The following is a 26,406-nucleotide window of genomic DNA, read 5'->3' on the forward strand; positions in this document are numbered from 1 at the left end:
AAATGTCGAAGTATGCCACGAAAGCGGCTGGCAATATGTTTTGCCAGGCACGGTACGAAGCGGCAAAGTTCAATGAGCGGTTAGGTAGCCGCGAAGGAGCTGCTGAGGAACTTGGTGTTGACCGGACAAGGCTTGCACGGATAGAACTTGGGAGTGTTACTCCTTATCCAGAGGAAGTGCTTCTGATGGCGGATATCTATAGAGCTCCTGAATTAAAAGGTAATTATTGCCGGGAAATGTGCCCTCTGGGAAAAGGAATGCCAAAGATCGAGAATCAGGATATTGATAGGATTGCACTCAGGGCGTTGTGCTCATTCCGGAAGATCAACGAAGCCAAAGAACTCCTGCTGGATATTACGGCAGATGGAGTTATTACAGAGGATGAAAAGCCAGATTTAGAGAAAATCATAAACACCTTGAATGAGGTTAATGAGGTAACTCAAAATTTGAAAAACTGGATTGAAAAATCTTTGAAATGAGGGGAGGAGGTTTAATGCAGAAGAAATTATCTCCCTGGTGCAAGAAAGCCAAGATAGCAATGATTCAGAATGATATCTCTGTTAATGATCTGGCCGAAGAACTTGGCTGTTCCAGATGCTATCTTTCGTCAACTTTAAATGGAAAGAATACCAGCATAGAAATCAGAAGAAGAATCAGCGATTATCTTAATATTTCGGATTCAGATAATTAAAAGGAAGTGTTTTGATGGACCTTAAAGAAAAATTAAAAGAAATATTAAAAAAGAACTATGGAATTACATCAGACGCAGAGCTTCTGGAGGAACTGAACAATATGGAAAGTGTTGATCTTGGAATTTTTGTAACCCAGATTGATACAGAGAAGACAGCATAGATGAAGGAGGTGCGAAATTGCTTACAACAGAAGATATGAAGAAATATCATACAACAGCTGAGAGAATTTTAAATGCGCTGGATAACAGTTCGGTACCGATCAGCTGGCATGAAATGGACAGATGCGCATTACAGAGCGTTATCGCCAAAGAATTGATCTTAATTGATAAGGAGGCAAGATAATGGATGTACGCAAAGTGCAAGATATGCGAAAGAATGTGGAACATCAGTACATTACAGAAGATTCCAAAACACGGATATATCTGTCCGTGGTGCGAGAATTTAATGAGAAGGAGTATGAGGAATATTCCAAAAAAAAGAAAAGAGCGAAAATAAAAAAGAGAATTCGCTTCTTGAAAAGGTCGATGGTTTACATCGTTCCTACAGCAGTCAGCCTTATCTTCTTCGGATATCTGAGCGATATGCTTTGCGCAATAAGGGGAAGCGCAGAACTCGGATCCGAATGGATAGCAATCCCGCTCATGTGGGTGTGGGTATACGCATTGACCAGATTCGCTGTAGGAGATGCATATTAAAAGCCCCAGATGCTTAAAGGAGATATGAAGTGTAGACGGCACTCATAAATCCGCATCCGAGGCTTTTGGGTCAGAACTTTAAAAAACAGGTTGGGCCTCATTTTTTAAAGAACACCGTCATTTTATCACAGATTTAGGAGGTAATCAAGTACATGCAGGAAATTTCAGGAAGCTTATCAGAGGTTATAAGAGCATACAGTGATCATAATTTGCTTGTCCCTGCGGCAACAGATGTGCAACTGAATCCTTTCTATAAATATCATGTAGAGGAAGTTGCAGTTGATCTGAGCGAAAATAGTGGCGACATTTTTAAAGTTGGTTCTGTTAAAACTGGAAAAACAGATAGCAAAGGAAATGATATTTGGCAGGATACATATTCATTATCCAAACCACTTCTTAACAAATTGGCTATGGCAGCTGGTATTCAGTTTAATCCACATCAGACATACGGTAGACGAATTGATAGTATCACATATCGAGCTCAGGCACAGGGAGCAATGAGAAAAGCGGATGGGACTTACAGAGCGGAAGTCGACCAGAAAGAAATCTGTCTTGAGGATGAAGAAGATAAGTATCGTACAGAATTTTCTGATAAGGCGGTTAAGGGGATTACAGACAAGAAAGCGGCAAATGCAGCGGCAGAAATATTTAAAGGAAGCTGGGTTGATACGAAAGATAAATGGGGAAAGAAAGTTAAAGCTTATGTTATCGACGAAGCAGATAGAGAACGATATGTTGAACGTTCGGTAAAAGTAAATATGGCTTTATTAAAGAAGACATGGGCCGAAAAAGCAATGACAGGAGCAAAACTCAGAGTCATCAGAGCATTGCTTGGGACAAAAGGCTCTTACACAAAGGATGAATTAAAAAAGAATTTCGCGATTCCAACAGTAATATTCTCTCCGGATTATTCAGATCCACAGGTCCGGCAGGCAATGCTGATGCAGGGTATGAATTCTGTAAACAATATGTTCGGAATGCCTCAGATTGAGGTTAAGAATGTAGATTTTGCCACAGATAGCAATATTATCGATGAAGGTGACTTGGACAATCCGGCGTTTACTTCGGAACTTCCGGATGAAGATATGGGCGAAATTCAACAGGAAGCATTTGCCCAGCCCGAACAGGAAGAGCCGAATGAACCGGATCCGCAACCAGAGGAAGACAGAACTGCAGATTTTCAGTGCTCCAGATGCGGTACGATCATAAATGAAAAGGTTTATGAGTATTCAATCAATAAATTTGGTGAACCATTGTGTATCAAATGCCAGAGAGGAGGCGGACGCAGATGAAAATATTACATACAGCTGACTGGCATATTGGCCAGTTCAAAGGTCCTGTAGTGGACGGGGTAAATCTCCGTTCACAGGATACAGTAAATTGTCTTAATTATATGATTAAGGTTGCAGAAGAAGAGAAACCAGACATTGTTTGCGTTTCTGGTGATGTTTTCCATCAGGAGCAGATAGGTCCGGTAAGATATTCGGACGAAATGATTGTTGCAACAGACACGATCACAAAATTGGCAGGTGTTGCGAAAGCAGTAATCGTAATGAGAGGAACGCCGAATCATGATGGAGGTGGACAATTCAGAGTTTTGAGCAAGATGTTTGCAAATACTGGAAATGTACATATAGTAACATCGCCAACTGTACTCCGTACGCCATATGCTGATATAGCCTGCATTCCGGGATTTGATAAGCAGGAGTTCAGATCAAGATTCCCTGGTCTGTCTGCAGATGAAGAAAACGAAGCATGGACAAGCTATATATCCAGTATGGTAATGGGGCTTCGAGCTGAATGCCATAATACATCTATCCTGATGGCGCATTATACCGTACCTGGTTGCAACATGGAATCCGGTCAGACTTCATTCTTTACAAATTTTGAGCCGGTTATTCCGAGAGAAGCATTGGAAGCTGCTGGCTATGAAGCAGTGCTTCTGGGACACATACATAGACCACAGCAGATCAACGGATTGCATAACGTGTATTATTCTGGCGCTATTAATGCCATGAATTTTAATGACGAGTATCAGAACAGAGGATTTTATATTCATGAGTTCATGGGCGGGGAGATGACATCATCTCAGTTCCGTAAAACACCTTATCGCAGATTCAAAACCATAGATTGGGACACGAATCAGGTAAGTGATTATATCGAAAACAGGGATGCATATGCATTGGTTACGAATATCAGCAGGGATATTTCAGACATGATTGTAAGAGTGAAATATAGTTGCACCAGTGAACAGAAAAAACTGTTGAATATCCCGTTACTGCAAAAGGATTTGTATGATTGGGGAGCCTTTTATGTGTCGGATATTGAGGCAGAAAATGCTATTGATGTTACGAACAGAGGATTACTCTCAGAGGAAAGCGACCCGACTTTAAATCTCAAGAAGTATCTGGAAGAAAAATGCTTCAAGAATCCGGATAAGATCGTAGAACTGGCAGAACCGATTATTGCGGAAGCGATGAAACAGAGTACAACTGCAGAGATACACGGAGTATTCCGACCGATTTCAATAGCTGTCCGTAATTACAGAAATTATAAAGAAGAAAACTTTGATTTTTCAGACATTTCATTCTGCACGATCAATGGAGTAAACGGTGCAGGAAAGAGCAGCCTTTTCATGGATGCTATTGTGGATTGTCTGTTTGAAGAAACCCGAGAGGGAGACTGTAAGGCGTGGATCAGAGGTACAGAGGATGCAAGAAGCGGCTCCATAGAATTTATTTTCGACATCGGAGAGAAACGATTCCGGGTAGTCCGCACCAGAACAAAATCCGGAAAACCAACCCTGAACTTGTCACAGTATCAGGAAGAAAGTGCTGACTGGATGAATCTGTCCAAGGAAAGAATCATTGACACACAGGCTGAAATCGAGAAGCTTCTTGGCATGGACAGCATGACATTTCGCAGCTGCGCATTGATCATGCAGGACCAGTATGGATTATTCTTGCAGGCGAAGAAAGATGAACGTATCGCTATCCTTGGAAATCTGCTCGGGCTTGGAATTTATGGAGTAATGGAACTGGATGCCAGAAAGAAACTTGCGGATGCAAGAAAGGAGCTTGCTTCTAAAAAAGAAGCCGTTCGGATCAAGACTGACTTCATTAAGGCTCAGGGAAATCCAGAGGAAGAACTGGAGACAGTAGAAAAAGATATTCATAAAAAGCAGGAAGAACTTGAAAATCTGGATGAATCCAGAAGAAAACTGCTCGAACGTCAGGAAAAAATATCTGAGGCAGAGAAAGAAAGCGAAAAAGCGAGAAGTGAATTAAAAGAATGCTCTGAGGAATGCAGTGCCATGGAACATGACCTGGAATATTCAAAGCAGACACTGACAGCGTGCAACAATCTTTTGGAAATGGCTGATGTGATACGGGAAAAAGCAAAACAGCATTCAGAATTATCTTTGCAGCTTTCTGACGTAGAAAAGGACGTTATTAAATATAAAAATGCCAAAGAGACATTGAACGGTTACATCGAAGAGGCTGACCGTTACCAGCGACTTATTGATAAGAGCAAGTTCCGAAACGACCAGATACGCAATCAGATTTCACAGTTGGCATTTAATGTTCCGGATGATCTGGAAGAAAGACTTGATGCACTGGTAAAGGAAAGAGAAGAAATTGAGTGTCAGCAGGAAAAAAGATACCGATATTCTACGGCTCAAAACGAATTGCATGAAGTTGACTCATCCTATTCGCAGAAAATATCAGGAGCAGAAAACCGACGGGATTATCGACAGAAAAGGATTGCTGAGATAAGACAACAGGAAGAATTCATGAAGAATTCTGGGTGCCCGGATATTGAGAGTGCAAGCTGCAGATTCCTGTCGAAAGCAGTCGAAGATGTCAAAAGCCTTCCGGTTGAACTGGATAATCTGAAAAAATGCGAGGAAGAGATTGAGATATTAACATCTGAGCGTGACAAAAAAATAGCCGATAAGCAGGAAGAGATTGAAAGAATAGGATACGATCCTAAACGCCTCGCTATTCTGACCGCATCTGTAACAGAACTTTCCAAATATGAACGAATGAAGAAAGCTGTGGAGGAGAACAAACTCGAAATTGCCCGTTTAGAGACCGAAAAGGAATCGAACGATAAAAATATAGGGCAGTGTGAGGAGAATCTGCTACAGGTCAAATTAAAGGCCTCTGAGATAACGGAAACAGTTAATAAACTATCGGAATCAGTTGACAGACAGGAACAGATCAAACAGCAGATGGTTCATCTGCAGACTTATGTAGAACAGGAAAAAGAACTTCCTGTTTACGAAGAAAGAAAGCAGCATGTTCTTGAAAGGATTGAGAGCATGGAAAAAGAGAGGGAAAAACTTACTGACAGAAAATTCATTCTCTCTTCTCAGCTTACTGGTATGGATACCATGTTGGAAAAAATGAAGGAAACATTTTCGACCGATATGGTGAAAGAAACAGACAGGCAGATTCGCAGTAACAAGGAAACTCTTGGAGAACTGCAGATCCAGAAGGGAGTACTCCTTGAACGTCTGGAAAATATCGATACCATGCGAGGCGAAATCTCCACGCTGAATAATGGAATTGCAGTAGCTGCTGGCAGAGCGGACTGTTATGAAGCATTAAAGCAGGCATTTTCACAGGACGGAGTTCCGCATCAGATCATCAGGAACATCATTCCTCATATAACAGATACTACGAACAATATTCTTGGCCAGATGACCGGCGGAACGATGGGAGTGGAATTCGCGATGGAGCGCACCGTCAAAGGCAAGGACGGAGATAAGGCAACGCTGGATGTTCTGATCAACGAATATGGCAAGACAACTCTTCCATATGCTTCAAAGAGCGGAGGCGAGAAAGTTAAGGCTTCTCTTGCCGTTATCCTTGCACTGTCCGAGATCAAGGCCACAGCGGCAGGAATACAGCTTGGAATGCTCTTTATTGACGAACCGCCTTTCCTTGATGATGAGGGTGCACAGGCTTATGTAGATGCCCTAGAGACTATTCGCGATCGGTATTCCGATGTGAAGATTATGGCAATCACTCATGATGATGCCATGAAAGCGAGATTTGGCCAGGCTGTGACAGTAATTAAAACAGATGATGGTTCAAAAGTAATCTACTAACAGGAGGGAAAGATGGCAGATAAGAAAACTTATTATTACTTGAAGTTGAAAGAAGGCTTCTTTGATTCAGAAGATATGCTTCTCCTGCAAGGAATGAAAGATGGATATATCTATAGTGATATCTTACTTAAACTCTATTTAATGAGTTTAAGACAGGACGGCCGGCTTATGTATAGGGGGATTATCCCCTATACGCCGGATATGGTGGCAACAATTACACACCATCAAGTTGGAACTGTTGAAAAAGCGATGAAGGTGTTGACATCCATGGGATTCATTGAAATTTTGGATAATGGTGCAATTTATATGCTCGATATCCAGAATTTTATAGGACGGAGTTCTAATGAAGCCGACAGGAAAAGAGAGTACAGAGCAACTATAAATGCCGAAAAATCAAGGATTATTGAGGATAAAGAAGGACAAATGTCCAGACAAATGTCGGACGTTCGGGCACCAGAGAATAGAGATAAGAGAACAGAGAATAAAGATAAAGATAATAAAAACATTAGCTTGGAGCTTAAAGACTCCAAGCAGAACACTTTTATTTCTCTTCCTCTGGTTACGGGCTCAGGGAACTATGATGTGACCTTTGATTACCTCAATTCACTGAGAGAACTGTTTCCGGCACTGGATGTTGAACAGGAGTTTAGATCAATGGCGGCATGGCTTGATAGTCACCCTCGTAATCGTAAGACCCCGAGAGGAATCAAGAGTTTTATAACTAACTGGTTAGGGCGATCACAGAATTCAATGCCGGCATCCAGAACTCCTGTGACACAAGCGCCGGCCGCAACACGAAATATGTCTACCAGTCAATACATGGAGGCAACAGCTGGATGGTACAAAGGGACAGGTGATGGAAGTGACGCAACAGGAATTTGATCTTATCAGGGCTTCAATCAAAAGCGCATATCCGACATTCAATGTCATGCCAGACCAGTACAGCATCAGATTGTGGTACCGCATGCTGGGAGATCTGGACTACAAGCTTTGCGAAACAGCATTGATGGAACTGTTTGCCACTCATACATACCCGCCGCAGATTTCTGAGATACGGGAGAAATGTGCAGAATATACAGTTCCACACCTCAAAGACCAGGGAGAGGCATGGGGAGAAGTGCAGAAAGCCATTAGCCAGTATGGATATTACAGGCAGGAAGAAGCACTGGAAAGCCTGACACCGATAGTCAGAGAGGCGGTAAAGCGGCTTGGCTTCCGGGAGATATGTCTTGATGAGAACCAGGATGCTGTGCGAGCACACTTCTTCAAGATATATTCAAGCCTGATCGAGCGCAAGATGAACGATGCAAAGCTTCCTCCGAGTATTCTGGAAGCGAAAAATAAATATATTGCACAGCTTACCACGCAAGAAAATGTGGCAATAGAACAACAGCACCGGGAACAGATAGCAGAAGAACCAGAACGTGCGACACCAGAGTATATAGATATGCTGATGCGGGAACACGGATTCAAGAGGTGACAGCATGGAGCAGATAGAGAAAATACAGGGAACAGAGAAAGAGTTCATAAAAGTCTTTCAAGAGCTGTGTTACAGCCGGAGTTCATGGCAGGTGTGGGCGGATCTGATGGCGGCAATGGCATGTACACTTGCAAATGCAGTAGATAAGTCATTGCCGAGACATACGGCAAGGGAAAAAGAGTATGCAGAGTGTATCAAACGCCTTGGAGGAGTGGAGAAGCCGGCCAAGTGCTTTGCGATTGTAGTTGAAGCACTGGAACGCAATCCAGATCAGGATTTTCTTGGGAGGTTATACATGAGCCTCGAACTGGGAAATCACTGGAAAGGCCAGTTTTTCACACCGTATGATGTCTGCAGATGCATGGCAGAGTTGACGATACATGACAATATGCAGAAACTGCAGAACAAAGAATGGGTATCTGTTAACGATCCTGCCTGCGGAGCCGGAGCAACACTTATAGCAGCGGCGAATACATTTCGTCGGAAAGGGTTTAATTACCAGACTCAAGTGCTGTTTGTTGCAAATGATATTGACCGGGTAACTGCACAAATGTGTTTTGTACAGTTGTCGCTTCTTGGCTGTCCAGGATATGTAGCAGTTGCAAACACACTATCAAATCCAGTAGCAGGCAATACACTTATGCCAGAGGAAAGACCTGAACAGGAATTTTGGTATACACCGTTTTATTTCAGGCCAGAGTGGAATATGAGAAGACAACTTCAAATTCTTAGACACAGACAACGACGGCCCACCTTATTTGGAAGAGCACCGGAACAGATAACATTTCATTTTGATTTCGAGAAAGGAGAATACAAATGTCAGAACAGTTAAAACAGGAAGTGGACACTGCTGAAATCGACCGTTTAGAGACGGAAACGGACGTGGACAGTAAAACGATAGGGCAGGACGAAACAGAACTGCCAGAGAGCAAATTAGAGGACGAGAGCGGCAATGAATCGTCAGCAGAAGCAGAGACAACTGAAAATACAAAATCAATAAAGCAGAAAGCAAAAGAAAAACTGGAAGCTGAAAAGAAAAAAGCAACCCAGAAGAACTTTGCGGATCCGATCATTGCTTATCTGTTGAAAAGATGCGAAGAGGATCAGGGGCTTGCTGAAGATGTGATGCAGGAGGGAAAGACCTGGAACAAGTGCTTTAACTATATTGTCGAACAGGCTAGGAAGCAGTCGAATGGCAGAAGTACAGCAGTTGAAGACCGAGTTGTGTATGAATGGGCCGAGGATTATTACCGCAAGTATGAAAAACCGGAAACCGCCAAAAAGGAAAAAGGCAAAAAGCCTGCGACAACAAAAAAGACAGAAGCACCAGCTAAAAAAGTCACAGAAATCAAGAAAGACATTCAGGAAACAAAGGATGATTCCAAGGTTTCTGAAAAGCCAGAGAAAAAAGATGCTGCTTCCAAGCAGCAGAAAACTGAAAAAACAAGTACAAAAAGCAGCGGCCTGAACGGTCAGATGTCACTGTTCGATCTTCTATAGGAGGCCGCCACATGGAAAAGAGAAAATTAGCACAGATTCCAAGAGAAGAAGCCACAGACGAAATGGTCAGGTTTGCCGAAAGAGCTGCGGGCACGCATATTGTTACAACAAGAGACATAGAAAAAGATCTTTTGATGATGACATTCTATCCCATTGATAAACTGAAGAAAGGAGAAAAGAGCGCTCAGTTAAGAACATTTTTTTCCAAGAATGATTACATATCACAGGATCTGACTGCTGAAAGGGTGAAATGGCTGACTGCAGCTTTTGATCGGATGGAATGTATTCACCTGTATGAATATCACTGGGATAGAGATAAGGGGAACAGATATACCCCGAACATGTTTTTCTGGACGGATGCAGACATTGATCGTATGCGTGGATTTTTCAAAGAATGGAGTACAGAAAAAGATGTTAAAGACTGGACAGCTGTGACACGTTTTCAGGACATGGTCAAACAGCGGAGACTGGATGAAAAACATGCCAAGGAGACAAATCCTATTGATACAGTCATGGGAACAGTCAAGGAAATTCCGGAAGACTTCAAGAAATGGGTATCGGAAAAAGTGATGTCATTCAGCAGATATCTGGTTTACTCAACAAGATCAAAGAATGAGGCTCTGGTGCATTGCACTCATTGTAATGGGGTGACACTGGTAGACAGAACGAAAATTCGGTTAAGAAATAACGAGAAGGGGATATGCCCCCTTTGTGGAAGTCCGGTCACCATTAAAGCCAGAGGCAGGATGCCGGCACATATATGGGACAAAAGGATAGTTTCATTCATTGAACCAAGAGAAGAGGGGTTTCTGTGGCGATATTTCTCGGTCCATAGAGAGGTGAAACAGGATGGAAAAACGAATGACAGTCTGCTTGAAATCGTAAGGACGTTTTACAAATTTGCACCGAACGGAACGCCATGCACCAGCAGTTATGAATACAGAGAGTATAAACAGACTGGTATTGTGCGGTGGTGTACAGATGAAGGGTACAGAGAAAGGTCATACTGCGCCTTATATCCGGGAAACCTGCCGGAAGCATGGAAAGATACTCCAATGAAATATTCAGCACTGGAGATTTTGTCAGAGAATAGACCGAGCGAACAGATACATTATGCCAATGCTATTTACAGATATCAGGAGTTTCCACAGCTTGAATGGTTTATAAAAATGGGTCTGTATAAACTGGCTGCGCATCTGATCAATAAGATTCATGACGGGGCATTTGAATATAATAGCCGGAATGGAATCAGGGGACTCAGAAAAAACGGAAAAACAATATTTGAAATACTCGGGCTCACGAAGGAGAACACACGAATCCTGCAGTCTATTGATGGGAACATTGATGAATTGAGGCTATTGCAGGAAGCGCAAAGCTCCGGATACAACCTAAAAGCGGAAGAATTGGAACGGTTCTATAAACTCTTTGGATGCAATACAACGCTGATACGGAAAGAAAACAGACATTCAACGATTCATAAGATCTGCAGATATATCGAGCGCGAAGGTTCCGATTATCGAGTAGGAGAGCGTGGAGGGTGTTGGAGATATTCTTATATGCAGCGCAAAGAAAGACCGGATATCAGGGAAGAACGTTTGCAGAATTGCGCCAAGGACTGGTTGGATTATCTGGCTTGGTGTAAAGAACTGAAATATGACCTCACCAATATGTTCTTCTATTTCCCGAAGAATTTCAAAAAAGTTCATGACAGGACAGCTGCGGAATATCAGGCAGTACAAGATAAAAAGGCCGCAGAAAAGAAACGTCGGGAAGAAGAACGGATAAAGCGAGAGGCTGAGGTCATGAAAAAACTTCTGGAGGAAATGCTCAAAGAGAATGCCGGCATAGATAACGCTTTCCTGATAAAAGGAAAAGGATTGATATTGAGAGTGCCAAGAGATGCACAGGAAATCAAGAATGAAGGAGCTGCCCTTCACCATTGTGTTGGAACTTACGTTGATCGAGTGGCAAAAGGGCAGACACACATCTTCTTTGTGCGCAGAGTGGAAGAACCTGATACACCATATTTCACAATGGAATATAACAAAGGTCGAGTGATCCAGTGCAGGGGCAGTCACAACTGCGAGATGCCGTCATCAGTAAAAACTTTTGTAGCTGCATTCGAGAAACTGATGAAAGAACGAGAAGAAAAGATAGAAAGGAAGTGCGGGTAATGGCTAAGCAGATCATAAGGAGCATTCGTAAAGGCTCGGTACAGTGGAATGAAGAATACAGACTGCAGATGGTTTCAATGCTGGCGAAAGCAGGATATGCGGTTCAGATCGTAAGAAAAGAGATTCCAAGCAGTGAAACTAGAAAGACAACGCAGTATGAATATGTGATCGAATATGGAGAGAGGGTGGAGTAATGATCGCTATGAAACCTGTATCAAAAACAGGAATTGTTATTCGATACAATTTCGTGAAGTTGGAACATGAATACCATTATTGCCCGGCTTGCGGTGGTGCGTTGAATGCTGGACCAGATTACTACCCTGATTTTTGTGAGAAGTGCGGACAGGCACTTGATTTTTCCGGAACAGAATGGAAAGAAGATAGACAGATAGGGTTCGTAGAACCAGAAGCCGTGTAAGAAAGGAGATAGAATGGCTAAGAAAAGTTGCAGAAGAACAATGGATGAAAATAAAATCCATGAGAAAGCAGTAAAAATGAGAAAAAAGACAGATGAACAGCTGGTTCATTATGTGGAAGACAGAGTGGAGAAAGCCAGAAGCGAAGGGTTCAACGAAGGCAAGGCTTTAGCTAAAAATACAACAAAGGAGTTTATTGTATTGCTCCAGCAGAATAAGATTCCGGGAATCGGAGCAGTAACGATCAATAAGCTGTTGAAAGTGGCAGGTGAGCATGGATACTTATAATCGTTCAATCATAGGGCTTAAAAGCAGATCAAACGGCGAATATTTTGAAAAAATGATTATGGCAGCTTCACGGTTCTATGAGGACCGGGGGATAGCTGTTATAGATAAAACCCCTGAAGCTTTTAAAGTGATTAAGCCGTATAACAGAGACAGAGGCCAGTTCATATGTTGTTTTACACAACAGGCTCAACCGGATTTTAAAGGCGCCCTGATGGACTCTACAATGGTTCTGTTTGATGCGAAACATACAGATAAAGGCCAGATCAGTCGGAATGTTGTGACAGAAGAGCAGGAGGAATGCTTTGAACGTTACATGAAGATGGGGGCCATGTGCTTCTTGGTAATATCCCTCGAATTCGAGGAGTTTTACAGGGTTCCATGGATCGTATTCAGAGACATGAAAAAAATCTACGGACATAAGTATATGAATCGTGAGGAACTGGCACCTTATAGAGTTAAATATAACAACGGAGTTGTGAAATATCTGGACGGGATAACACTCCGGGAAAGGAACGAAGATGAAAGTACAGAAGTATGAGATTTCCAGAACTATTGATAAATTGAAAAGCATTGTGCAGAAGAACGACCAGTTTCCGGCATTAGGAGGCGTTCTGGTAAAGGACGGGTATTTAATCGCATCCAATACAGAAATGACCATGCAGCTCAAATTAGAGGCCTCTAAAGGCAGTTGTTTCATCATTCCTATGAAAGCCTTTGATGTAATTAAAAATCTTCCGGATGGCGAAGTGATTATTGATGCAGACGGCAAAAACATTGTTACGATCAAGACAAAAGCTATAAAGAATAAATACCAGAGCTATCCTCCGGAAGAATTCAGTTTTGATATTACAGAAGATCTGGATGCCCCAGAAGTTGTGATCAATGGTAAGAGGATGATGGAGGCAATTGGACATGTTATCTATGCAGCTGCAGACAGCAGTTCTGCAACACAGATGATGGGTGTGTACTTCGAAGGTGGAGAAAACAAGATTAAGTTGGTCGCACTTGACGGACATGTCGTAGCAGTTGATTCGATACCGACTGACGGTACCGCAGATATGAAACTGATAGTGCCTAAAACAGTGGCAAAGAAGCTTGTGTCAATGGGAATTATTGATGATGTTGCTGTTACATACACAAGAAATAGAGCGGTATTCAAATCAAAAGAATATACCATTTACACGAGGTTAATAGAGGGTAAGTATTTTGATTACAATAGATTTTTCATGGCGGGAAAGATGAAAACGTATGTTTCCAGACCGGAATTAGTTGCGGCAATGACCAGAGCAAAGATGTGTACGGAAGAAAAGAAACCTGCAGTCTTCGAAATGAACGAAGATCAGTTAAATATTCGCATTGCCGACAGACTTACGGATTATCAGGAAGAGGTGAAGCTTCAGGATCCGCTTCCTGAACCATTGAAAATTGGCTTCGATTCGAAGCTGGTTCTTGAAACACTGAAAGCATTCACTTGTGAAAATATAGCTATGAATTTTTCAGGGCCTAAGATGCCGGCAGTTGTTGAAGCGGAAGACAGTGACATGAAAGCTATCGTGCTTCCAGTAATGATAAGAGAGGAATAAAAACTATGATTGAGATCTTGGATATGAAAGATGTAAAAGATGCAACACCAGAAGAACTGGAAGAGCTTCGTCGGAAAGGATTCCTTCCGAAAACCAGATCCAAAAGAATTTCCGGGAAACCACTTACTCCATATGAAAGAACCAGAGCACAGGTGGCTGCTACCGGGAATAGATGGGCGATGGAGAACTTCTACGCCACACACAGCTGAAAGGAGATATTCATGGGAATGTATCATAAGAACCATCTTGTTGGCCCTGGTTTTAAAAGACGGGCAAAACGTCAGACTTCGAAAGGGATGAGAAGAGCTGCAAAGAAAAGTTGCAGAGAACATTTCGAGGATAGTATTACATTGACAAGGAAAAGCCATAATTTACATGGCATAGACTCATGGAAATTTAGTTGAGAGAAGAAAAAATGGCGAATTTATATAATTTGTGCAGAAAGGACGGGACAGTGATGGAATACTCCATCACCGCATCCGACATAGCAAAGCGAATTGGATGCGATCGACAGGATATCTATTCTTCGGCAAGTTATGCGCTCCTGATCAAGAAAGAGTATTATGTAGAAATTACAGATCGTCCGTTGAGCTGGAAGAAAGATATTGATCTGCTGACAGAATATGATAATGTTCGGAAAAAGTTTCTTAGGAGGTGCGGAAAGTGAAAATATATAAAGCAGTGTATGAGAGAGAAAACAAGTGCAAGGAACTTCACAAGGAGATGAATCTGAATGTGGGGCCGACTCGTTTGGTTCAGCCGGATTTCTATCTGTTGGTTGATGTGGATGACCTGCAGAAACAGGTGAATACTTTGGAGAACGAGGTTCACCGCATGAAAAGAGTAGAGGCAAGGAGGAAATGGCGTTATGGAAGAAAAAAATATTAAGATAACAATTAATGTTGAATGCTCGGAAAAATCTAGTGTAAAAAAAGAACAGATTGCTGGATATCTGCTGAGAGCTATTGCAGGAGTAGCTGCAAACAATAAATGCCTTATTACAAATTATGCATGTGAAATAAATGAGAAAAATGATGATAAGTTACAGGAGAAATATATTACAGGAAAACCTAAACTTACAAAAGACGAAAAGAGTTTCCTTGACGGACTGGATCCTTCGTGGAGTTACATGCTGAGAAATGGAAAAGGGCAACTATATCTTGCCAGAAAAGTTGAGTCTATGTACGGAAGTAACTTCAAATATTTGTATTTAGAGGGCATAACAAATGCAAAGTTTGATTTTGTTGAAGCAGAAGGCGAAAGCTGGCTTATTGACGATTTGAGAAAATTGGAGGTAAAAGATGAGGCTAATTGATGCAGATAAATTGATATTACATTTAAACGATTATGCCCTGCAAAAATCTCCAAGCGATGTAGAGTCTGCTGGGGACAGAAAAGTTTCAAGGGCAGTATATAAAGCAATAACGGATTGTATTAGAGCTGTGGACGAGCAGCCGACAGCTTTTGATTTGGACAAGGTTATGGAACAATTGGAAGATAGAAGTGCACTGGCAAGACCAGTAGGGTGGTCTAAAGCATATGAAATTATAATGCTGAAAGATGCAATCGAGATCGTGAAAGGCGGTGGAGTTGAATGAAATATCCAGAAGAAATGTATATTGATAGTCAGATATTCGCAGGGGATATGGATGGTTCGGAATCAAATCTGACAGAAAAAATCGTAAAAATAAGGGCTTCTCATTTATGCTGCGTATGTGAAAAACAGGTACCTAAAGGCGAAAGAATGTTGAATCAAAAAGCAATAGTAGAAGGACAAGGTTGGCGCAGTTGCTATATCTGCCTACCATGTGTTGAAAATTGGTTAGAAGAATCAGGACAAGTAGAGGATGGTGGAGTTAATGAGAGAAATTCTTTTTAAGGGAAAGAAAAAAGATAACGGTGAATGGATAGAGGGATACCTGTTGGATGGTGGAATGCCGGGAGAAAAGCGAATATTCATAGGGAAATTGGTAATAGGCAAATGGACCGTTATGGCGGATGAATTTGACGAAGTTGATCCGGATACAATATGCGAGTACACAGGATTAACAGATAAGAACGGCAAGAAAATCTGGGAGAATGATATTTTGATGTGTCATGGAAATTCAGAAGACCTTGTAAAAACGGTATTTGGAGAATTTGGTGTAAGAAATATTGAAACCGGGTCCATAGTAGATAAAGTTGTCGGATGGCATTATGAGATTATTCCGACAGATACAATCAGCAGATGTGAACCATTCTGCTATTCAATGCCACTGACCAAAGATTATATCGACAGGTGCGAAATGGAAGTAGTTGGAAGCATTTTTGACAATCCAGAATTAGTGCAAGGAAGCTTATGAGCCGAGATGATTATGCTTTTCACTGCGCATTTTCACTGCGCAGGATGCCGTTGTAATCATTGTGCAAACAATGTGGAAACAGGAGATAACTGTGCAGGGGAAGCGATAAAAGCCTGCTTCGTCTGTGACGAATGTAATTGGTATGATGGGAACTTTAAAAATAGAGATATGACATGTAGGCAGTGCGAAGATTATATTGTAACAAATCAACATGCTGAGTATTTAAGAAAAAGGATAAAGGTGATAAAAAGATGAAAAAACAGTGGAATTATGTTGAAAAAGACGGAAACCCGAAAAAGGCAGGGCTGTACTGGGTGACGCTTATTTATCCAGAGAGAAAAGATGGTAAAAAGACAGGAAAATTTATGGCTGAGGTTGATACCAGATATTTCGCAGATTTGGACAAAGAGCCAGATTTAAGAGGCTTGACCATGGACGGAGAACCAGATAGCGGTTTCGCATGGACAGAAGAATGCGGAAGTATTTCAGGAGAAAGAGTGCATGCTTGGATGCCTATGGAAGATATTAGAATTGCTGAGTTGCCGGAGGGAGTTGAAAACCGAAATTTTGAATCTATGGAGGTATAAGCGTGACAAGAGCAGAAACAACCAAGTTCCTTGGACAGTTGCTTATAAGTACCCGGTTTAACGGCGCTGGGAAGCACTGGGCCAGCGAGGTAAGTATTGATCCGTGGGGAAGAGACGCGAAAAGAGTTGATTACATGCAGTTTTCACCAGCTAACCAGTGCTCTATATCCGGGATAGAAAAAGGCATATTTACATGTTATGAGGTAAAAAGCTGCAAAGAGGATGTTTATAGTGGGAACGGTCTCAACTTCCTGGGTGAGAAAAACTATATTGTAACCACTATGGAGTGTTACAAGGATATTTTACCGGACTTTCGGAGTGGGAAACTTGCTAAGCATATGCGTGATCAGTTTCCGGAATCCTCCAATTATTTTGGAGTGATGGTTGCAATACCATACTGGGCAGAAATTACAGATGAATTCGAGAATCCTACACCGATAGATGGAAACACAGAGAGGAGTTGGAAGCTGGCGGCTATTTTATCATGCAGGCAGGGACCAAGAAAGAGATCTATGTCGGAATTATTATTTTGTATGTTGCGGAGCGGTCATTAAGGAGGATGAAGAAATGAAAAAATTTAAAGAAAAACGCATGGCAAGTTATGTGCTCAGAAGCAATGAACTGATTCAGGAAGGCAAAACAAAAGAAGCTGCAGAGCTATTTGGAAAAGGCTTAGGTTATTATAGTTCAAACATTATTCATGCCATTACGCCTTATGCAACCGCGGATGCAGGACTTATATCTACTGTTTTACGTCATTTAGCATCAGAAATCGAAGAAAAGAATCCTGGGGCAAAAGAAATGCGAGAATGGGCAGAAACTCATGTCGAAAAGCCGGAACTCAAAGAGATAAAGAGAATTAAGAAACCTAATTGTAAATAAGAAAAATATTCGATTGGAGTGAAAAGATGTTTGATATCGAAAAGGCAAGAGAAAAAAAAGAGAGGAGTAAAATAAATGAAGGAAGTTATATTTTACTTATGTGGAATCTTTAGCTGTATGATCATATGGTTCTTGTGGGCCATTATAGCCTCTAAAAAGGCCAAAGAAGCCCCTTTGAAAGAGTATGCAAGGATTCATATTGATATCGAAAAAGCTATCAGAGAGAATGAAGAACAGATAGCGATGACTAAAAAGTATCAGGCGATGGAAGATCAGGTGATTGACCAGATGATTCTTCAGTGGAAGATGGAATATCTGCAGAGCCAGAGAGAATGGCTGTTTACATTACTTGGCGGAAAGATGGAGGATTCGTATGTACAGCAAATGTCAGAAATGTGGAAGGAAACTGACGGATCCGGAGAGCATTGAGAGAGGATATGGACCAGAATGCTGGGGAAGTATCTTGCCTCATTATTCTATTGAACAGGAGGAACCGGAAGAATCTATTCCAGGCCAAATGACTATAGAAGATTTCTTGGGAGGTTTAAAAAATGGAGGAGAAAAGGATATGTCCTGAATGTGGGAAAGAGTATAGTTCTCGCCCGGCATTATCAAAAAAAGATAACAAAACAATGATATGTCCTAAATGCGGGATGATAGAAGCACTTGATACAGTGCGAGATTTCTACGCTCCGGGAATGACAGATCAGCAATGGAAGCAATATAAAGAGGAGTACATGCTTAAATATATAAAGGAGAATTGAAATGGATAAAAGTTTATATAATGCAAGCGGATGTAAGGACAGAACAGCACATGATGCGATCTGTGCAGCGGATAGAACCCGAACATTAGTGTACAGGGCAAGCAGGACAAAAAAGGATGAGGAAGCAGAACTGTTTGTGAAGATAGTAAAAAGACTTGCAAAAGGTTTTGGGTTCAAACTCTGTGACAGAATCAAATTCGAGGATCCTGAGACTGGAAAGAAATATGTGTGAGGTGGAGCATGGATACAGAAAAACAATTCGTTGTTATGAGCAAAAAAGATGTTGAAGAAATGATTCAGCAGGCAGCAGTGGCAGGAGCACAGGTTGCGAGCGATACAATGCTGGTGGCTCAGCGCCGGGCTGAAAAAGAAAGAATAGACCGAAGACTTCACAATACAGAATTGCTCCTCAGAAACTACAGGACTCTCAAGGCATCCTGTGAAAATGCTGTATATGAATCGAGGGATTCAAAAAGAGAAGAGGTCACAGAAATACTGGAAGACATTATGGAGATGAAAGACGACAAGGTGATCGTGGAATCTATCAAGGCGTCGGCAAAGAGAACGGCTTTAATGGTACAGCATATTGATAAAATGCTGGACGTATACAGAATTTATTGTAGCAAGCTTTCAGAGAAAGACAAGAGAAGATACAAAGTAATCAAGTTATTGTACATATCAAAGCAGTCAATGAATATTACGGAAATTTCAAAAAAATTTTCAGTTAGTAAAGTCACTATTTACGAGGATCTCAAAATTGCGAAAGAGCGCTTATCTTCGCTGTTTTTCGGGATTGACGGACTGAGATTTTTTTGAAAAATAGAAAATATCGAAAAGCGTTAACTTAACATTGACTTAATAACGAAAATGGTGTATGATAATCGGGTAAAATTTTATCATGAGCCATGAGCCATCAGAGTGAAATCTGGTGGCTTTTTTAATGCAATCTTGGGAGGGAGGAAAGGACAGAAAGACGAAATGCTCCTTTAATATTTTAGAGGAGATTACGCATGAATGGAGTAACAATATTATTTGTATATGCAGTTATCATGATCCTGGCAACAGTGATCCTGACAAAGAAAGAAAAAAATGTGGAACGCTTCTGTGTTGGAAGTCGTTCTGAAAACTGGCTGATGTCGGCTCTCAGCATTGCGGCAACGTGGATCTGGGCTCCGGCATTATTTGTATCAACTGAGAAAGCATATTCTGCCGGCTGGGTTGGCCTGTTCTGGTTTCTGGTCCCGAATGCTCTTTGCCTTGTGATATTTATTCCTTTTGCAAAGAGAATCCGGAAGGAAATGCCGGAAGGAATGACACTGTCTGGTTACATGAAAGAAAAATACAAATCCGATGGAGTGAAAAGAGTTTACCTCTTTCAGCTGATCGGGCTGTCTGTTCTGTCAACGGGAGTTCAGCTTCTTGCAGGAAGTCAGATCCTTAGTGCAGTAACAGGAATTTCGTTCAAAGCCATGACTATTCTGCTTGCTTGCATAGCAATTTCATATTCCCTGTTCTCCGGAATCAAAGCATCTATGCTTACAGATGCTATTCAAATGGTATTCATGCTTGTTGCATGTAGCCTATTTGTAATATTCGGAGTAAGAAATACAGGAACACAGGGCATTATACAGGGACTGAGCGGTATATCAGGAGACTACACAACACTATTCTCTGGAAAAGGAGTAGAGATTTTCTTAGCCTTTGGGCTTCCGACAACGATTGGACTTTTATCCGGGCCGTTTGGAGATCAGAGCTTCTGGCAGAGAGCGTTTGCAGTAAAAAAAGAGAAGCTGGGAAGAGCGTTTCTTCTTGGAGCAGTTCTTTTTGCGGTGGTTCCGCTGTCAATGGGAATTCTTGGATTTATGGGAGCCGGCGCAGGATATCAGGCACAGAACCTTGGAATCATCAATTTTGAATTGATCCGCCACTTTTTCCCGTCCTGGGCAGTATTGCCGTTCCTTTTCATGATTGTTTCCGGCTTGCTGTCTACAGTGGATAGCAACCTGTGCGCAGTATCTTCGCTTACGACAGATATTGCAGGAGGAAAAGACATCAGGAAGACCAGAGCTGCAATGGCAGTGCTTCTGATCGCTGGCATTCTGATTGCAAATATCCCGGGAATTACAGTGACACATCTGTTTTTGTTCTATGGCACACTGAGGGCGTCAACATTACTTCCAACAGTCATGACACTGAAAGGGGTAAGACTGAATGCAAAAGGGATTATCACAGGTGTGGTTGCTGCACTGACTGTAGGGCTTCCTGTATTTGCCTATGGCAGCGTTTTGAATAGTGGACCATATAAAACACTGGGAAGCTTGCTTACAGTCCTGTTGAGCGGAATTATTGCCTTGGCCGCTTCCGGAAAGGAGAGACGCTATGCTCGGTAGAAAACAATCCGTTCGAAATAATGAAGACTGGAAGAATGCGCTTGATCACATTGAAGAGACGGTGTCAAAGAAAGAACTGGATTCCCTTGTGAAAAAGACAGTGAAAGACATCAAAGAGAAATGCAAGGGGAAAAAGGCAGCCTATGCATGGAGTGCGGGAAAAGACTCCCTGGTACTTGGAGAGATATGCGAGAAAGCTGGCATCGATCAGAGCGTCCTTGTGAGATGCAATCTGGAATATCCGGCATTTATTGCATGGATAGAGCAGAATAAACCTTCTAACCTTGAGATTATCAATACCGGACAGGACATGGAATGGCTGAAAAAGCATCCGGATATGTTGTTTCCGGATAAAAGCAATAAGGCAGCACAGTGGTTCCATATCGTACAGCACAGGGGACAAGCACGATATTATAAAGAGCATCAGTTAGAAATACTCCTGCTCGGACGCAGAAAGGCAGACGGCAATTATGTTGGAAAAGATAATATCTACACTAATTCAGCCGGAATCACCAGATACAGCCCTCTCGCAGAGTGGAGGCACGAAGATATCCTTGCATACATTCACTATTATGATGTGAAGCTCCCACCTATATATGACTGGGAAAAAGGATATTTATGCGGTACACATCCATGGCCCGCCAGACAGTACATGGAGACAGAACAGCAGGGTTGGAAAGAAGTTTACGACATTGATAAGACCATAGTTGAAAATGCAGCACAGCATTTCGATGGAGCCAGAGAATTTTTAAAAGCTATCAAATAGCCGGTTGCAGCCGGAAGCCATTGCCCTTCAGAAATGGAGGACAAGCAAGATGAAAGTAACAATCAAAAAATTGAGTGTTCTGAAGCATCCTGAGAAAAATGTCAGGATTCATTCAGAACAGCAGATCAGGGAACTGAAGAGATCACTTGAAAAGTTTGGTCAGACACGAGCACTGGTCATTGATGAAAACAATATCATTCTGATTGGTAACGGTTTGTATGAAGCTATGGTGAGTCTTGGCTATCAGGAAGCAACTGTATATGTAAAAGCAGGGCTTTCTGAGAACGATAAAAAGAAACTCATGATAGCTGATAATAAGACCTATGCTCTTGGAATCGACAATCTGGAAACCCTGAATGAGTTCCTTGAGGAACTGCAGGGGGATCTGGATATCCCTGGATATGATGAAGAAATTTTACAGCAGATGGTCGCTGATGCGGATAAAATTACCGAAAAACTCTCTGAGTATGGAACTTTAGATGATTCCGAAATCCAGAAGATTAAAGAAGCAAATGAAAAGAGAGAACAGAAAGCCGCAGTGGATACACAATCAGCTGATAATGGAGAGAGTAGCCCGGAAAAGCCGAACCCGCAGAACGAACAGCCAGCAGAAGAGCAGAATGCCACTGAAACCGAACCAGAGATCACAGAGACCAGAAGGTTTGTTGTCTGCCCTAAATGCGGTGAGAGAATATGGCTGTAAAACGCTGCGAATCAAACATTGATGTTGTGAAGGCTGCGGAAATCCGAATAAAAAATGTATTTGGAAATGGTCTGCCAGTGTTCTTTTCTTTCAGTGGGGGAAAGGACAGCTTGTGCTTGGCACAGTTAATGGTAAACCTAGCCAACCGTGGCGAGATTAACATGAAACAGCTTACCGTGCAATTCATAGATGAAGAAGCAATATTTCCTTGCATGGAAGAAATGACAAAGAAATGGCGCAGAATATTTATGATGATGGGAGCTAAATTTGAATGGTATTGTGTAGAAGTAAAACATTACAATTGCTTTAACGAGCTGTCGAATGACGAGACATTTATTTGCTGGGATTCAACAAAGCAGGATGTGTGGGTACGACAGCCTCCTTCTTTTGCAATAAGGAGTCATAAACTGTTAAGACCGAGGATTGATGCTTATCAGGATTTCCTGCCACGAACTACTGTATCAGGTATTACGATGGTCGGAATCCGTACAGCGGAATCCGTGCAGCGCCTTCAGAATATTGCGTCTATGACAAAAGCCGGAAACAGAATGACATCCAAGAAGCAGGTATTTCCAATCTACGACTGGACTGATAATGATGTATGGCTTTTCTTACTGAGGAACTATGTAGATATCCCGGAGATATATCTGTTTCTCTGGCAGTCAGGATCCAGTAAACGTCAGATGCGGGTATCGCAGTTTTTTTCTGTTGATACAGCCAGAAGCCTTGTGAAGATGAATGAGTATTATCCAGATCTTATGGAGAGTGTCATTCGGAGAGAGCCGAACGCATATCTGGCCGCCCTGTACTGGGATAGCGAGATGTTTGGCAGAAGTTCCAGAAAGCGGAAAGAATCTGAACAGGGACAGGAGCAGAAAGATTACAAACAGGAATTGATAAATCTGTTTGATCATATGGAAATTTTTGATACTCCGCATAAACGGCATGTAGCAGAGAGGTACCGTAATTTCTTTATTGCAGTATCTGCTATTGCAACACCGGAGGACTGCAAACATATTTACGAGGGTCTGATATCTGGTGATCCTAAGATGCGGACATTCAGGGCACTGTATCAGAGAATATATGGACGGTATATCAATAACGCAAAGAAGGAGAGAAAACATGGATAGTAAGTTAACAGCGCCGCTGTCCACGTTGCGTTGGGTGGACAGAAATTTATTAAAGCCGAATGACTATAACCCGAACAAAGTTTCGAAAGAGAACTTGAAACTGCTTATTCAGTCTATTCTTACGAACGGATGGACACTTCCGATAGTAGTCCGACCGGATATGACGATCATTGATGGCTTTCATAGATGGACAGTTGCAGGAATGGAGCCTTTGCTTTCAAAACTGGATGGCAAGGTTCCTATAGTTATTGTGGAGCATAAAGAGCATTCAGAAGATATTTACGGTACCGTTACTCATAACAGGGCAAGAGGTACGCATTTGTTGGAACCTATGAAGAAAATCGTAAAAGAACTCATGGATGAAGGCAAAACTGTAGAAGAAATCGGTAAACAGCTTGGAATGAGACCGGAAGAAATCTTCCGATTGTCTGACTTTTCAAAAGAAGACTTCTTGAAGATGATGACAAAAGGGGTGACGGGATATTCAAAAGCTGAATTTATCACAAAAATTTAATACTGTTCTATTGCACATAGAACAAAAAGCGGGGAGAGGGAGTGTAACCTCTCCTTTTTACATATGCCGAAATAAGATGATGGAAGGGAGGGGTGTCCATTGGCAAGGGCAAGAAGTCCCAACAGCATTGAAGCTGAGGAAATGTATAAGAGAGGGATGAAACTTGTTGACATTGCCAAGAAGTTGGATGTTCCTGCCAGTACAGTTCGACGATGGAAATCAACCCAGAATTGGGATGGAGATACAAAAAAGAAAAAAAGCGAACGCTCGCCAAAGAAAAAAGCGAACGCTCGGCATAAAGGTGGACAGCTTGGAAACAAAAATGCTGTAGGAAACAAAGGCGGTCCCCTAAAGCCGGGAGATAAGATCGCAGAGAAACACGGGGCGTATTCTTCTGTCTATTGGGACGTCCTTGATGAGTCTGAAAAAGATATGATCGAAGATATCCCGATGGATGAAGAAATGCTCCTGATCGAACAGATTCAGCTCTTTGCCGTGAGGGAAAGACGAATCATGGCGGCAATCAATAAATACCGGAATATGAATGGAGAAGTATCTTTGTTCGGCTTCACCAGAACTGAAGACAAGCGAGCTTTCAAATCAGATGAAGATAAACAGCTCTATGAAGAACGCATTGAAGAAAAGGTTGCTTCTGGAGATCGTCTTCCGGGTAACACATATAACATGATGACAAATATGGAAAACAAGGATAATATGATTGCTCGTTTGGAAAAAGAACTTTCTACTGTACAGTCAAAGAAGACCAAGGCTATTGAGGCACTTGCGAAGCTGAGACTGGAGAAGCAGAAGATTGCCGGAGAAAGCAAGGGCAATGAGGTTGTTCGTGCATGGGCTGAAGCTGTAGTGAAAGCAAGGAGGGAAGAGAAACATGATGGATGATACGGCGTTCTCTGAGTTCCTTGACGAAAGCATTCCCTTGTGGCGTGATGATCCAGTCATGTTTTTTCGGGAAGTTCTGAATTTCGAACCAGATGAATGGCAGGCACAAGCAGCTAGAGACTTGGCTGCAAACCCAAAGGTAAGCATTAAATCCGGACAGGGTGTTGGAAAGACTGGTCTTGAGGCAGCGGTGTTCCTGTGGTTCGTTACCTGTTTTCCGCACCCAAGAATCGTTGCGACAGCACCAACCAAACAGCAGTTGCACGATGTCCTCTGGTCTGAGATTTCCAAGTGGATGAGCAAGTCCGAACTGCTCTCTATACTTCTAAAATGGACAAAGACATATGTTTATATGGTTGGAGAGGAAAAGCGTTGGTTTGGTGTTGCCAGGACTGCTACAAAGCCAGAGAATATGCAAGGTTTCCATGAAGATAACATGCTTTTTATCGTTGATGAAGCTTCCGGTGTTGCGGATCCAATCATGGAGGCTATCCTTGGGACCTTATCTGGAGCAAACAATAAACTTCTTCTGTGCGGAAACCCAACGAAGACATCTGGAACCTTTTATGATTCCCATACAAGAGACAGGGCATTGTACAAATGCCATACGGTTTCTTCTATGGACAGCACCAGAACAAATAAAGAGAACATAGATTCTCTTGTTCGAAAATACGGATGGGATTCTAACGTGGTCCGTGTTCGTGTCAGGGGCGAGTTCCCGAACCAGGAGGACGACGTATTTATTCCGCTGAGCATTATCGAACAATGTAGCAACAGGCTTTTAGAGTTGGATGATACAGAAGGAATGCAGATTGTATCTCTTGGAGTCGATGTGGCGCGTTTTGGTGATGATGAAACGATTATATACCGAAATTTTCATGGACACTGCAAAATCGTTAGAAAAAGACGAGGACAGAATCTTATGGCCACCGCAGGAGATATTGTAGTTGCTTACAGGCAGATATATAAAGACTATCCGGGGTATGAAGGAAAGGTATACGTCAATATTGATGATACCGGTCTTGGCGGAGGAGTTACTGACCGTTTGAAAGAAGTCAAGAGGGAAGAAAAGCTCTACAAGATGTACGTAATTCCAATTAATGCAGCGGAAAAAATCGAGACCGATACAGCCGCAGGAAAAGACGCTGCTCGGAGGTATGATGATCTGACAACAGACATGTGGGCCAGCATGAAAGATCTTCTTGAAAAGAAGCAGATTGTTCTGGAAGATGATGAACAGACAGTTGCTCAGCTTTCGTCCCGCAAATACGAAATGACTAGTAATGGAAAGATTAAGATTGAGCCTAAAAAGGAAATGAAGAAAAGGGGACTTGATTCCCCTGACCGCGCAGACGCTCTTGCGTTGGCGCTGTATCTCGGAAAGATTAAGAAGCATACCGGTAGTGCACCAAGCGCAGGCGCTATGCAGAAATTGTCAAAAGATAATTATTGGGGCTAATATAGCCAGAAAGAGAGGTGATGAA

The 26,406-nt window shown here is 42.1% G+C and carries 39 protein-coding genes; all 39 read left to right on the top strand.

All coding sequences use genetic code 11. The annotated features are described in order from the left end of the window. Positions 1-2 precede the first annotated feature (2 nt). The 39 genes from LJE12_RS00845 to LJE12_RS01035 all read left to right on the top strand — a co-directional run bounded on the left by LJE12_RS00845 (position 3) and on the right by LJE12_RS01035 (position 26,381). On the top strand, positions 3-479 hold the full coding sequence (locus LJE12_RS00845; protein WP_227226183.1) for a helix-turn-helix domain-containing protein: 477 nt from the start codon (positions 3-5) through the stop codon (positions 477-479). 14 nt (positions 480-493) lie between these two features. Beyond that, positions 494-691 carry a helix-turn-helix domain-containing protein gene (locus tag LJE12_RS00850; RefSeq protein ID WP_227226186.1) on the top strand — a complete coding sequence of 66 codons (198 nt, stop codon included), beginning with the start codon at positions 494-496 and terminating at the stop codon, positions 689-691. A gap of 14 nt (positions 692-705) precedes the next feature. Beyond that, positions 706-852, top strand: coding sequence for a hypothetical protein (locus LJE12_RS00855; protein WP_020993751.1), 147 nt, complete (start codon positions 706-708; stop codon positions 850-852). A 17-nt stretch (positions 853-869) separates the two neighbouring features. Next, entirely contained in the window at positions 870-1,034 is a 165-nt protein-coding gene (locus LJE12_RS00860) for a hypothetical protein (protein WP_227226188.1), read from the top strand. Then, the gene (locus tag LJE12_RS00865) at positions 1,034-1,387 is read left to right on the top strand and encodes a hypothetical protein (protein WP_182466317.1); all 354 of its coding nucleotides are present in this window, start codon (positions 1,034-1,036) and stop codon (positions 1,385-1,387) included. The genes LJE12_RS00860 and LJE12_RS00865 overlap by 1 nt, the downstream gene beginning before the upstream one ends. Before the next feature lie 152 nt (positions 1,388-1,539). Beyond that, positions 1,540-2,679, top strand: coding sequence for a hypothetical protein (locus LJE12_RS00870; protein WP_227226190.1), 1,140 nt, complete (start codon positions 1,540-1,542; stop codon positions 2,677-2,679). After that, a complete protein-coding gene (locus LJE12_RS00875) occupies positions 2,676-6,503 on the top strand; it encodes a metallophosphoesterase (protein WP_227226192.1) in 3,828 nt (1,275 codons plus the stop codon). The genes LJE12_RS00870 and LJE12_RS00875 overlap by 4 nt, the downstream gene beginning before the upstream one ends. 12 nt (positions 6,504-6,515) lie before the next feature. Continuing rightward, entirely contained in the window at positions 6,516-7,385 is an 870-nt protein-coding gene (locus LJE12_RS00880; protein WP_227226194.1) for a phage replisome organizer N-terminal domain-containing protein, read from the top strand. Continuing rightward, positions 7,360-7,983: a replicative helicase loader/inhibitor gene (locus LJE12_RS00885; RefSeq protein ID WP_227226196.1), complete on the top strand. Its 624-nt coding sequence runs from the start codon at positions 7,360-7,362 to the stop codon at positions 7,981-7,983. Before LJE12_RS00880 ends, LJE12_RS00885 begins: the two co-directional genes overlap by 26 nt. A gap of 4 nt (positions 7,984-7,987) precedes the next feature. Continuing rightward, positions 7,988-8,815 (top strand): N-6 DNA methylase, encoded by an 828-nt coding sequence (locus tag LJE12_RS00890; protein WP_227226198.1) that lies wholly within the window; start codon positions 7,988-7,990, stop codon positions 8,813-8,815. After that, a complete protein-coding gene (locus LJE12_RS00895) occupies positions 8,800-9,483 on the top strand; it encodes a Cas9 inhibitor AcrIIA9 family protein (protein ID WP_227226200.1) in 684 nt (227 codons plus the stop codon). Before LJE12_RS00890 ends, LJE12_RS00895 begins: the two co-directional genes overlap by 16 nt. Positions 9,484-9,494: 11 nt before the next feature. Then, the gene (locus LJE12_RS00900; RefSeq protein ID WP_227226201.1) at positions 9,495-11,657 is read left to right on the top strand and encodes a PcfJ domain-containing protein; all 2,163 of its coding nucleotides are present in this window, start codon (positions 9,495-9,497) and stop codon (positions 11,655-11,657) included. Next, positions 11,657-11,851, top strand: coding sequence for a hypothetical protein (locus LJE12_RS00905; protein ID WP_227226203.1), 195 nt, complete (start codon positions 11,657-11,659; stop codon positions 11,849-11,851). Before LJE12_RS00900 ends, LJE12_RS00905 begins: the two co-directional genes overlap by 1 nt. Next, positions 11,851-12,075, top strand: coding sequence for a hypothetical protein (locus LJE12_RS00910; protein WP_118566466.1), 225 nt, complete (start codon positions 11,851-11,853; stop codon positions 12,073-12,075). Before LJE12_RS00905 ends, LJE12_RS00910 begins: the two co-directional genes overlap by 1 nt. A gap of 13 nt (positions 12,076-12,088) precedes the next feature. Further along, a complete protein-coding gene (locus LJE12_RS00915; RefSeq protein ID WP_227226204.1) occupies positions 12,089-12,361 on the top strand; it encodes a hypothetical protein in 273 nt (90 codons plus the stop codon). Continuing rightward, complete coding sequence (locus LJE12_RS00920; RefSeq protein WP_227226207.1) at positions 12,348-12,899, top strand: Holliday junction resolvase RecU; 552 nt, start codon at positions 12,348-12,350, stop codon at positions 12,897-12,899. Before LJE12_RS00915 ends, LJE12_RS00920 begins: the two co-directional genes overlap by 14 nt. After that, positions 12,880-13,944, top strand: coding sequence for a DNA polymerase III subunit beta (locus tag LJE12_RS00925; protein ID WP_227226209.1), 1,065 nt, complete (start codon positions 12,880-12,882; stop codon positions 13,942-13,944). The genes LJE12_RS00920 and LJE12_RS00925 overlap by 20 nt, the downstream gene beginning before the upstream one ends. 5 nt (positions 13,945-13,949) lie before the next feature. Further along, positions 13,950-14,153, top strand: coding sequence for a hypothetical protein (locus tag LJE12_RS00930; RefSeq protein ID WP_128866047.1), 204 nt, complete (start codon positions 13,950-13,952; stop codon positions 14,151-14,153). Positions 14,154-14,359: 206 nt separating this feature from the next. Continuing rightward, complete coding sequence (locus LJE12_RS00935; protein ID WP_227226211.1) at positions 14,360-14,611, top strand: hypothetical protein; 252 nt, start codon at positions 14,360-14,362, stop codon at positions 14,609-14,611. Further along, positions 14,608-14,832 carry a hypothetical protein gene (locus LJE12_RS00940; RefSeq protein WP_227226213.1) on the top strand — a complete coding sequence of 75 codons (225 nt, stop codon included), beginning with the start codon at positions 14,608-14,610 and terminating at the stop codon, positions 14,830-14,832. Before LJE12_RS00935 ends, LJE12_RS00940 begins: the two co-directional genes overlap by 4 nt. Continuing rightward, complete coding sequence (locus LJE12_RS00945) at positions 14,813-15,259, top strand: hypothetical protein (RefSeq protein ID WP_227226215.1); 447 nt, start codon at positions 14,813-14,815, stop codon at positions 15,257-15,259. Before LJE12_RS00940 ends, LJE12_RS00945 begins: the two co-directional genes overlap by 20 nt. Then, entirely contained in the window at positions 15,246-15,542 is a 297-nt protein-coding gene (locus tag LJE12_RS00950; RefSeq protein WP_128866050.1) for a hypothetical protein, read from the top strand. The genes LJE12_RS00945 and LJE12_RS00950 overlap by 14 nt, the downstream gene beginning before the upstream one ends. Then, a complete protein-coding gene (locus LJE12_RS00955; RefSeq protein ID WP_008704640.1) occupies positions 15,539-15,823 on the top strand; it encodes a hypothetical protein in 285 nt (94 codons plus the stop codon). The genes LJE12_RS00950 and LJE12_RS00955 overlap by 4 nt, the downstream gene beginning before the upstream one ends. Continuing rightward, entirely contained in the window at positions 15,804-16,286 is a 483-nt protein-coding gene (locus tag LJE12_RS00960; protein ID WP_227226217.1) for a YopX family protein, read from the top strand. The genes LJE12_RS00955 and LJE12_RS00960 overlap by 20 nt, the downstream gene beginning before the upstream one ends. A 251-nt stretch (positions 16,287-16,537) precedes the next feature. Beyond that, positions 16,538-16,873 carry a hypothetical protein gene (locus tag LJE12_RS00965; RefSeq protein WP_055200073.1) on the top strand — a complete coding sequence of 112 codons (336 nt, stop codon included), beginning with the start codon at positions 16,538-16,540 and terminating at the stop codon, positions 16,871-16,873. 2 nt (positions 16,874-16,875) lie between these two features. Next, the gene (locus tag LJE12_RS00970) at positions 16,876-17,427 is read left to right on the top strand and encodes a hypothetical protein (protein ID WP_008704634.1); all 552 of its coding nucleotides are present in this window, start codon (positions 16,876-16,878) and stop codon (positions 17,425-17,427) included. 13 nt (positions 17,428-17,440) lie between these two features. Continuing rightward, entirely contained in the window at positions 17,441-17,755 is a 315-nt protein-coding gene (locus LJE12_RS00975; RefSeq protein WP_008704633.1) for a hypothetical protein, read from the top strand. A 75-nt stretch (positions 17,756-17,830) separates the two neighbouring features. Then, positions 17,831-18,184, top strand: coding sequence for a hypothetical protein (locus LJE12_RS00980; RefSeq protein WP_227226219.1), 354 nt, complete (start codon positions 17,831-17,833; stop codon positions 18,182-18,184). Beyond that, entirely contained in the window at positions 18,129-18,332 is a 204-nt protein-coding gene (locus LJE12_RS20985) for a DUF6011 domain-containing protein (RefSeq protein WP_227226220.1), read from the top strand. Before LJE12_RS00980 ends, LJE12_RS20985 begins: the two co-directional genes overlap by 56 nt. Continuing rightward, positions 18,307-18,519, top strand: coding sequence for a hypothetical protein (locus LJE12_RS00990; RefSeq protein WP_227226222.1), 213 nt, complete (start codon positions 18,307-18,309; stop codon positions 18,517-18,519). The genes LJE12_RS20985 and LJE12_RS00990 overlap by 26 nt, the downstream gene beginning before the upstream one ends. Position 18,520: 1 nt before the next feature. Then, positions 18,521-18,751, top strand: a complete 231-nt coding sequence (locus LJE12_RS00995; RefSeq protein ID WP_227226223.1) for a hypothetical protein — start codon at positions 18,521-18,523, stop codon at positions 18,749-18,751. Positions 18,752-18,759: 8 nt separating this feature from the next. Beyond that, complete coding sequence (locus LJE12_RS01000) at positions 18,760-19,335, top strand: HTH domain-containing protein (protein ID WP_118570985.1); 576 nt, start codon at positions 18,760-18,762, stop codon at positions 19,333-19,335. 194 nt (positions 19,336-19,529) lie between these two features. After that, entirely contained in the window at positions 19,530-20,909 is a 1,380-nt protein-coding gene (locus LJE12_RS01005; RefSeq protein WP_227226225.1) for a sodium:solute symporter family transporter, read from the top strand. After that, positions 20,899-21,675 carry a phosphoadenosine phosphosulfate reductase domain-containing protein gene (locus LJE12_RS01010; RefSeq protein WP_227226226.1) on the top strand — a complete coding sequence of 259 codons (777 nt, stop codon included), beginning with the start codon at positions 20,899-20,901 and terminating at the stop codon, positions 21,673-21,675. The genes LJE12_RS01005 and LJE12_RS01010 overlap by 11 nt, the downstream gene beginning before the upstream one ends. 49 nt (positions 21,676-21,724) lie before the next feature. Then, positions 21,725-22,378, top strand: coding sequence for a ParB/Srx family N-terminal domain-containing protein (locus LJE12_RS01015; protein WP_227226229.1), 654 nt, complete (start codon positions 21,725-21,727; stop codon positions 22,376-22,378). A gap of 116 nt (positions 22,379-22,494) precedes the next feature. Next, the gene (locus LJE12_RS01020) at positions 22,495-23,508 is read left to right on the top strand and encodes a phosphoadenosine phosphosulfate reductase domain-containing protein (RefSeq protein ID WP_331466026.1); all 1,014 of its coding nucleotides are present in this window, start codon (positions 22,495-22,497) and stop codon (positions 23,506-23,508) included. Further along, positions 23,501-24,022 carry a ParB N-terminal domain-containing protein gene (locus tag LJE12_RS01025; RefSeq protein WP_020993766.1) on the top strand — a complete coding sequence of 174 codons (522 nt, stop codon included), beginning with the start codon at positions 23,501-23,503 and terminating at the stop codon, positions 24,020-24,022. The genes LJE12_RS01020 and LJE12_RS01025 overlap by 8 nt, the downstream gene beginning before the upstream one ends. A gap of 99 nt (positions 24,023-24,121) precedes the next feature. Then, complete coding sequence (terS, locus tag LJE12_RS01030; protein WP_055200081.1) at positions 24,122-24,922, top strand: phage terminase small subunit; 801 nt, start codon at positions 24,122-24,124, stop codon at positions 24,920-24,922. Then, positions 24,912-26,381: a DEAD/DEAH box helicase family protein gene (locus tag LJE12_RS01035; RefSeq protein WP_227226232.1), complete on the top strand. Its 1,470-nt coding sequence runs from the start codon at positions 24,912-24,914 to the stop codon at positions 26,379-26,381. The genes terS and LJE12_RS01035 overlap by 11 nt, the downstream gene beginning before the upstream one ends. The last annotated feature ends 25 nt before the right edge of the window (positions 26,382-26,406 follow it).

It is taken from the genome of Blautia sp. DFI.6.71, from assembly GCF_020593585.1.
GTDB classification, from domain to species: Bacteria; Bacillota; Clostridia; order Lachnospirales; family Lachnospiraceae; genus Blautia_A; species Blautia_A wexlerae.

Coding starts and splice junctions, on each gene's coding strand:
- LJE12_RS00845 (WP_227226183.1), top strand. CDS start 3: ATGTCGAAGTATGCCACGAAAGCGGCTGGCAATATGTTTTGCCAGGCA.
- LJE12_RS00850 (WP_227226186.1), top strand. CDS start 494: ATGCAGAAGAAATTATCTCCCTGGTGCAAGAAAGCCAAGATAGCAATG.
- LJE12_RS00855 (WP_020993751.1), top strand. CDS start 706: ATGGACCTTAAAGAAAAATTAAAAGAAATATTAAAAAAGAACTATGGA.
- LJE12_RS00865 (WP_182466317.1), top strand. CDS start 1,034: ATGGATGTACGCAAAGTGCAAGATATGCGAAAGAATGTGGAACATCAG.
- LJE12_RS00870 (WP_227226190.1), top strand. CDS start 1,540: ATGCAGGAAATTTCAGGAAGCTTATCAGAGGTTATAAGAGCATACAGT.
- LJE12_RS00875 (WP_227226192.1), top strand. CDS start 2,676: ATGAAAATATTACATACAGCTGACTGGCATATTGGCCAGTTCAAAGGT.
- LJE12_RS00880 (WP_227226194.1), top strand. CDS start 6,516: ATGGCAGATAAGAAAACTTATTATTACTTGAAGTTGAAAGAAGGCTTC.
- LJE12_RS00885 (WP_227226196.1), top strand. CDS start 7,360: ATGGAAGTGACGCAACAGGAATTTGATCTTATCAGGGCTTCAATCAAA.
- LJE12_RS00890 (WP_227226198.1), top strand. CDS start 7,988: ATGGAGCAGATAGAGAAAATACAGGGAACAGAGAAAGAGTTCATAAAA.
- LJE12_RS00895 (WP_227226200.1), top strand. CDS start 8,800: ATGTCAGAACAGTTAAAACAGGAAGTGGACACTGCTGAAATCGACCGT.
- LJE12_RS00900 (WP_227226201.1), top strand. CDS start 9,495: ATGGAAAAGAGAAAATTAGCACAGATTCCAAGAGAAGAAGCCACAGAC.
- LJE12_RS00905 (WP_227226203.1), top strand. CDS start 11,657: ATGGCTAAGCAGATCATAAGGAGCATTCGTAAAGGCTCGGTACAGTGG.
- LJE12_RS00910 (WP_118566466.1), top strand. CDS start 11,851: ATGATCGCTATGAAACCTGTATCAAAAACAGGAATTGTTATTCGATAC.
- LJE12_RS00915 (WP_227226204.1), top strand. CDS start 12,089: ATGGCTAAGAAAAGTTGCAGAAGAACAATGGATGAAAATAAAATCCAT.
- LJE12_RS00920 (WP_227226207.1), top strand. CDS start 12,348: ATGGATACTTATAATCGTTCAATCATAGGGCTTAAAAGCAGATCAAAC.
- LJE12_RS00925 (WP_227226209.1), top strand. CDS start 12,880: ATGAAAGTACAGAAGTATGAGATTTCCAGAACTATTGATAAATTGAAA.
- LJE12_RS00930 (WP_128866047.1), top strand. CDS start 13,950: ATGATTGAGATCTTGGATATGAAAGATGTAAAAGATGCAACACCAGAA.
- LJE12_RS00935 (WP_227226211.1), top strand. CDS start 14,360: ATGGCGAATTTATATAATTTGTGCAGAAAGGACGGGACAGTGATGGAA.
- LJE12_RS00945 (WP_227226215.1), top strand. CDS start 14,813: ATGGAAGAAAAAAATATTAAGATAACAATTAATGTTGAATGCTCGGAA.
- LJE12_RS00950 (WP_128866050.1), top strand. CDS start 15,246: ATGAGGCTAATTGATGCAGATAAATTGATATTACATTTAAACGATTAT.
- LJE12_RS00955 (WP_008704640.1), top strand. CDS start 15,539: ATGAAATATCCAGAAGAAATGTATATTGATAGTCAGATATTCGCAGGG.
- LJE12_RS00960 (WP_227226217.1), top strand. CDS start 15,804: ATGAGAGAAATTCTTTTTAAGGGAAAGAAAAAAGATAACGGTGAATGG.
- LJE12_RS00965 (WP_055200073.1), top strand. CDS start 16,538: ATGAAAAAACAGTGGAATTATGTTGAAAAAGACGGAAACCCGAAAAAG.
- LJE12_RS00975 (WP_008704633.1), top strand. CDS start 17,441: ATGAAAAAATTTAAAGAAAAACGCATGGCAAGTTATGTGCTCAGAAGC.
- LJE12_RS00980 (WP_227226219.1), top strand. CDS start 17,831: ATGAAGGAAGTTATATTTTACTTATGTGGAATCTTTAGCTGTATGATC.
- LJE12_RS20985 (WP_227226220.1), top strand. CDS start 18,129: ATGTACAGCAAATGTCAGAAATGTGGAAGGAAACTGACGGATCCGGAG.
- LJE12_RS00990 (WP_227226222.1), top strand. CDS start 18,307: ATGGAGGAGAAAAGGATATGTCCTGAATGTGGGAAAGAGTATAGTTCT.
- LJE12_RS00995 (WP_227226223.1), top strand. CDS start 18,521: ATGGATAAAAGTTTATATAATGCAAGCGGATGTAAGGACAGAACAGCA.
- LJE12_RS01000 (WP_118570985.1), top strand. CDS start 18,760: ATGGATACAGAAAAACAATTCGTTGTTATGAGCAAAAAAGATGTTGAA.
- LJE12_RS01005 (WP_227226225.1), top strand. CDS start 19,530: ATGAATGGAGTAACAATATTATTTGTATATGCAGTTATCATGATCCTG.
- LJE12_RS01010 (WP_227226226.1), top strand. CDS start 20,899: ATGCTCGGTAGAAAACAATCCGTTCGAAATAATGAAGACTGGAAGAAT.
- LJE12_RS01015 (WP_227226229.1), top strand. CDS start 21,725: ATGAAAGTAACAATCAAAAAATTGAGTGTTCTGAAGCATCCTGAGAAA.
- LJE12_RS01025 (WP_020993766.1), top strand. CDS start 23,501: ATGGATAGTAAGTTAACAGCGCCGCTGTCCACGTTGCGTTGGGTGGAC.
- LJE12_RS01035 (WP_227226232.1), top strand. CDS start 24,912: ATGATGGATGATACGGCGTTCTCTGAGTTCCTTGACGAAAGCATTCCC.